The sequence below is a fragment of the Pauljensenia hongkongensis genome (genome assembly GCF_001746855.1).
Classification (GTDB): Bacteria; Actinomycetota; Actinomycetes; order Actinomycetales; family Actinomycetaceae; genus Pauljensenia; species Pauljensenia hongkongensis.
Genome location: NZ_CP017298.1, coordinates 1996781 through 2001491 on the forward strand (window position 1 = coordinate 1996781; position 4711 = coordinate 2001491).

6 protein-coding genes are annotated in these 4711 nt (G+C 73.0%); 4 read left to right on the plus strand and 2 right to left on the minus strand.

Annotation, left to right across the window (positions count from 1 at the left end; translation table 11 throughout):
* On the plus strand, window positions 1-488 hold a 488-nt coding region (locus tag BH719_RS10250; RefSeq protein WP_009744378.1), incomplete at its 5' end, for a C40 family peptidase.
* Window positions 489-705: 217 nt separating this feature from the next.
* Here BH719_RS10250 and BH719_RS08250 read toward each other — a convergent pair.
* Window positions 706-1407, minus strand: coding sequence for a 2'-5' RNA ligase family protein (locus tag BH719_RS08250; protein ID WP_009744379.1), 702 nt, complete (start codon window positions 1405-1407; stop codon window positions 706-708).
* 112 nt (window positions 1408-1519) lie between these two features.
* The gene (locus BH719_RS08255; protein WP_034255394.1) at window positions 1520-2014 is read right to left on the minus strand and encodes an inorganic diphosphatase; all 495 of its coding nucleotides are present in this window, start codon (window positions 2012-2014) and stop codon (window positions 1520-1522) included.
* Window positions 2015-2117: 103 nt separating this feature from the next.
* Here BH719_RS08255 and dacB point away from each other — a divergent pair, with 103 nt between their 5' ends.
* The 3 genes from dacB to BH719_RS08270 form a co-directional block, all read left to right on the plus strand.
* Window positions 2118-3467, plus strand: a complete 1350-nt coding sequence (gene dacB / locus BH719_RS08260; RefSeq protein ID WP_009744381.1) for a D-alanyl-D-alanine carboxypeptidase/D-alanyl-D-alanine endopeptidase — start codon at window positions 2118-2120, stop codon at window positions 3465-3467.
* A 5-nt stretch (window positions 3468-3472) separates the two neighbouring features.
* A complete protein-coding gene (locus BH719_RS08265; protein WP_009744382.1) occupies window positions 3473-4315 on the plus strand; it encodes a hypothetical protein in 843 nt (280 codons plus the stop codon).
* 46 nt (window positions 4316-4361) lie between these two features.
* The coding region (locus BH719_RS08270; protein ID WP_281198267.1) for a PP-loop family protein at window positions 4362-4711 on the plus strand (350 nt) is incomplete at its 3' end.

Below are 4711 nucleotides of genomic sequence, written 5' to 3' on the forward strand. Positions count from 1 at the left end.
CGCCGTCGTCGTCATCGGACGATGACGACGGCTCGGACTCGGGCTACACGCCCCCCAGCTACACCCCCGAGATCGAGGACTCCGCCGACGACGACGATGACGGCGGCTCCTGGTGGGGGTCGGGCGGGGCCGGCACGGCGATCGCCGCCGCGAAGAGCTACCTGGGCGTCCCCTACGTGTGGGGCGGAGAGTCCTACGGCGGCGTCGACTGCTCCGGGCTCACCATGCTCGCGTGGGCGCAGGCGGGGGTCAGCCTGCCGCACCTGTCCCGCGCGCAGTACGGCTACGGCACCCACGTGTCCATCAACTCCATGGAGGCCGGGGACCTCATCTTCTGGTCGTCCAACGGCGCCCAGTCCGGCATCTACCACGTCGCCATGTACCTCGGCGGCGGCGAGATGATCGAGGCGCCCACCTTCGGCGTCCCCGTGCGGATCACCGGCGTCTACAGCTGGGGGTCGATCATGCCCTACGCCGTGAGGCTGTGAGGACGGGCGCCCCGCGGCCGGGCCATCGGTCCGCGGGGCGTGGGCCGTGGGGCCCGCCGCGGCGGTGCCGGGCCGTAGGCACGGCAGTCGCGGGCCCCGCATTGGGGTAGGAAACGGTGCATTGGGGCAGGCAATTTGCCTGCCCCAATGGATGGTTGTCTGCCCCAGTGCGGCCCGCCGCTGGCACGGGACGCCACCGGACTCGGTGGAGCCGGACTCAGTGCTGAACCGCCCAGTAGTCGCCCATGGAGTCGAACCGCAGGGCGTGCAGGCGCTCGGGCGCGAGTGCGACGGGAACGCCCGCCACCCGTCCGGTCAGCTGCGCGAGCGCGTCGCGGAACTCGTCCGGGGGCAGCGGCACGGGCATCGCCGGCCGGTAGTAGGCCAAGGTGATGTGGGGCGTGAACGGCCCGGAGGGGACGACCTCGTCGAACAAGCCCCGGGCGGTCAACAGCTTGCGGTGCTCCTCCTCGTCCACGGCCCTGACCCCGATGACGACGCTCGTGTTCATCATGTTGAAGACCGTGGTGGCCACCGTGCGGATCGGGCCGATCCCGCGCGCCCGTGCGACCAGTGCGCTCGCGCGCGCCGAGCTGGCCTCCACCAGGGGCCGGACCTGGTCCCGGTCCGGGGAGGCGTGGAGGTCGTGGAGCGTCACGTGCGCCATTTCCACTGGCAGCGGCAACGACAGCGACTCGCCGAAACGGGCGTGGAGGCTGCTCGCGATCGATCCGACGAGATCCCGGACCTGGTCTTCGAGGAAGTAAGCGACCGTGTTCCCGTGGAAAGGCCGCAGCGAGCCGGAGCGCGGAGCCACCTTCTCCTCCAGTGACGGGGGCAGTGCGAACACCGGCTCGTAGGGGACGGAGTCGGTCTGGAACGATCCGGTGCGCTCGTCGAACTCGTGGAGTGTTTCCAATGCGGATCCCTTCTACGGGTGGGGGGTTGGTGCCCGTGGCGCGCCGAGGGGGCCCGCTTGGGGGTTGGTGCCCGTGCGCGGGCGGCGTGGCCCGCCGCGGCGGTGCCGGGCCCTAGTGCCCGGCCTCGTGCTCCGCGAGGCGCTCGTAGGAGCGCCGGATCTCGGCCTCGGCCTCCTCGCGGCCGACCCAGTGGGCGCCCTCGACGCTCTTACCGGGCTCCAGGTCCTTGTAGACCTCGAAGAAGTGCTGGATCTCCAGGCGGTGGAACTCCGAGACGTCGTCGATATCGGTGCGCCACGAGGCGCGCTGGTCGGAGGCGGGCACGCACAGGACCTTGTCGTCGCCGCCCTTCTCGTCGCGCATGCGGAACATGCCCAGAGCGCGGCACCGGATGACGCAGCCGGGGAAGGTGGGCTCCTCCAGCAGGACCAGGGCGTCCAAGGGGTCGCCGTCCTCCCCGAGGGTGTCGTCGATGAAACCGTAGTCGTCGGGGTAGCGCGTGGATGTGAAGAGCATCCGGTCCAGGCGGATGCGTCCGGTGTCGTGGTCGATCTCGTACTTGTTCCTGTTCCCCTTGGGGATCTCGATCGTCACATCGAACTCCATTGTGTCCTCCGTCTCGAATGTGCCGCGCGCCGCGCGCGGGCGGGTTGGGATCGTCGGCATCGCCCGCTAGTGTGGCACCTAGGCACGACAAGAAGGGACTTCCATGCGACGACGGTCTAACACTGCAATTCTATGCGCATCGGCGCTCGCGGTGATGACGGTTGGCTGCCTCGCCGCGTGCGATCCGCAGGCGCCGGCGGCGGCGCCCGCCCCCACCATGAGCGCCAGGCCCGCCCTAGTGGCCCAGGCGGCGGCCGGGGGGCAGGGGAACCCGGTGTCCGCCTCCGATGTCGCGGGGCTGTGGGGGGAAGTCGAGCAGTCGGCCGCCGCGGGCGGCTTCACGGCGTGGGGCCTGGTCGTCGACGGGACGACGGGGGAGGAGCTCCTCGACGCGGCCGCGGGCACCGCGCACATGCCCGCCTCGGTGACCAAGACGCTCACCGCCCTCACCGCCCTCACCCACCTCGACCCCTCCTCCACCCTGGCGACGACCGCCCTGTACAGCGACGGCACGGTCTACCTGGACGGCGAGGGGGACCTGCTGCTGGGCGAGGGCGAGTCCGACGCCGGCGCCATCAACGGGCGCGCGGGCCTGGCGACCCTGGCCGCGCGCGCCGCCGAGGCGCTCAAGGGCCAGGGGGTCTCCTCGGCCCGCGTCGATTGGCGGGGGTCCCTTTTCGAGGGCGAGGCCCACCTGGGGTCGTGGGACGCGCAGGAGGTGGGGAACTACGCGGGCGATGTCGGCGCTATCGCCATCGACGCGGGCCGCACCGAGCCGGGTGCCAACTCCTTCCACCAGGACCCCGCTCTGCGGGCGGCCCAGGTCTTCGCGGCGGCGCTCGAGTCCAACGGCGTGGCCACCGACCTCGGTTCGGCGGCCCCGGCGCCGCAGGGCGCGGCTTCCCTGGCCTCGGTGGAATCGGCGACCATGGGCCAGCAGATCCGCTGGATGCTCCACCACTCGGACAACACCGTGGCCGACCAGTACTGCCACCTGGCCGCGGCGGCCGCTGGCGCCCCGACGACTTTCGCGGGCTCGGTCGACAACCTCTTGTCGACGTTGACCAGCGCGGGCGTGCCCACCGACGGGCTCAGGCTCGAGGACTGCTCTGGCCTGTCGTCCAACGACCGCCTGACCGCCCGGACCCTGGTGGGGGTGCTCCGCGCGGCGATGGCCTCGTCCAACGCGGGGGCGCGCGACCTCATCGAGTCGCTGCCGTGGGCGGGCCTGCAGGGGACGCTCACCACGCGCTTCACCGATCCCCCCGCAGTGGGCAACGTGCAGGCGAAGACGGGGTCGCTGGCCGCGGTCGCGTCGCTGTCCGGCGTCCTCACCACCCAGGGAGGGCGCACGCTCGTTGTCGCGGTCGGCGTCGAGGACCCCGCCGAGCGGGCCGCCTCGGCGCGCGGGCTCCTGGACTCCTTCGAGGAGGGACTCGTCTCGCTAAACTAGGGCCCATGGAGATGCCATTCGGTCCGAAAGCCGTCGCCACCGCCCTGGCCGCCGTGTCCCACGCCGGCCCCCCCGCCTCCCCGATGGGGGCAGCGGCGGTGGTCGCCCGCCTGCGCAAGTCCGTCGTCTGGTCGAACCGCCGGCTCCTCGCGCTGACGGGACTGGTGGAGGCGAGCGCCGCCGTGGCCGGCTCCCCGACCCTGGTCGTGGACCGCAGGGGCCTGACCCGCGTGGTCGGGACCATAATGGAGCGCACCACGGGCAAGCGCTCCCCGTTGGTGCTCGCCTCCCAGGCCGTGATCCTGCGCTCCCTCATGAGGACGGCGACCGGCATCTGGAACGTCGCCGACCCGGGCCGGGTCCTGGTCGCCCCGAACGTGCTGTCGGACGCGCGCCGCTACGCCCTGGACCAGTCCGACTGGTGCAAGTGGGTGTCCCTGACCACGGGCCTGCGCGGGGTGCACCTCACCCACGCGCCCTTCCTGATCCCCTACATCGCCGACCTGATGCACCACCTGCCGGCGCGCTCCGACGACCTCGTGCGCGTGGTCCTGCTGCTCGACGCGCTGCCGACGGCGCAGATGGACGCCCTGACGCCCCGCGACCTGCCCTCCATCCAGTGGCTGCGCGAGTGCCGCGCCAATATCGGCGGCGTCGCGCTGGTGCACGCCTGCCAGGGCGCGGGCGTCCCCTTGACGGGGGTCGCGCAGATCCACGCCCAGACCGAGGGCTTCGCCCGCGCAGTCGTCCACGAGGGCGCGCTGGAGGTCCTGCTGTCCTCGTTGGACGCGCTGCCCACCGCCGCCGAGTACGAGGATCCGCGCCTGTGGCTGGCCCGTGTGCGCTGAGCTGAGGCGCGCGAGCCGACTGGTCGGCGCGAACCCGCGGGGCCCGGTGGCGCGCGTGTCCCTGGCCGTGCGCGGGTGCTTGCGGGGCCTGGGCGCCTCCCCGGGCGACAGCGTCGTCGTCGCGCTGTCGGGGGGAGCCGACTCCCTGGCCCTCGCCGCCGCCGCCATCGACTCGGGAACGCGCATGGGCCTCGACGTCCGCACCGTCACCGTCGACCACGGCCTCCGACCGGACTCGGGGCACGAGGCCCGCGCCGTCGCCGAGCTGGCGCGCTCCCTCGGCGCGGTCCCCCGGGTCGTGGGCGTGGACGCGGCCGTCGGGGCGGACGGGCCGGAGGGCAACGCGCGCGCCGCCCGGATGGAGGCCCTGCGGCGCGAGGCCTCGGGCTCGCCCGT

What these genes read in the sequence shown, in the direction of transcription:
- BH719_RS08255 (WP_034255394.1), bottom strand. Translation starts at nt 2,014, where the DNA reads ATGGAGTTCGATGTGACGATCGAGATCCCCAAGGGGAACAGGAACAAG.
- dacB (WP_009744381.1), top strand. Translation starts at nt 2,118, where the DNA reads ATGCGACGACGGTCTAACACTGCAATTCTATGCGCATCGGCGCTCGCG.
- BH719_RS08265 (WP_009744382.1), top strand. Translation starts at nt 3,473, where the DNA reads ATGGAGATGCCATTCGGTCCGAAAGCCGTCGCCACCGCCCTGGCCGCC.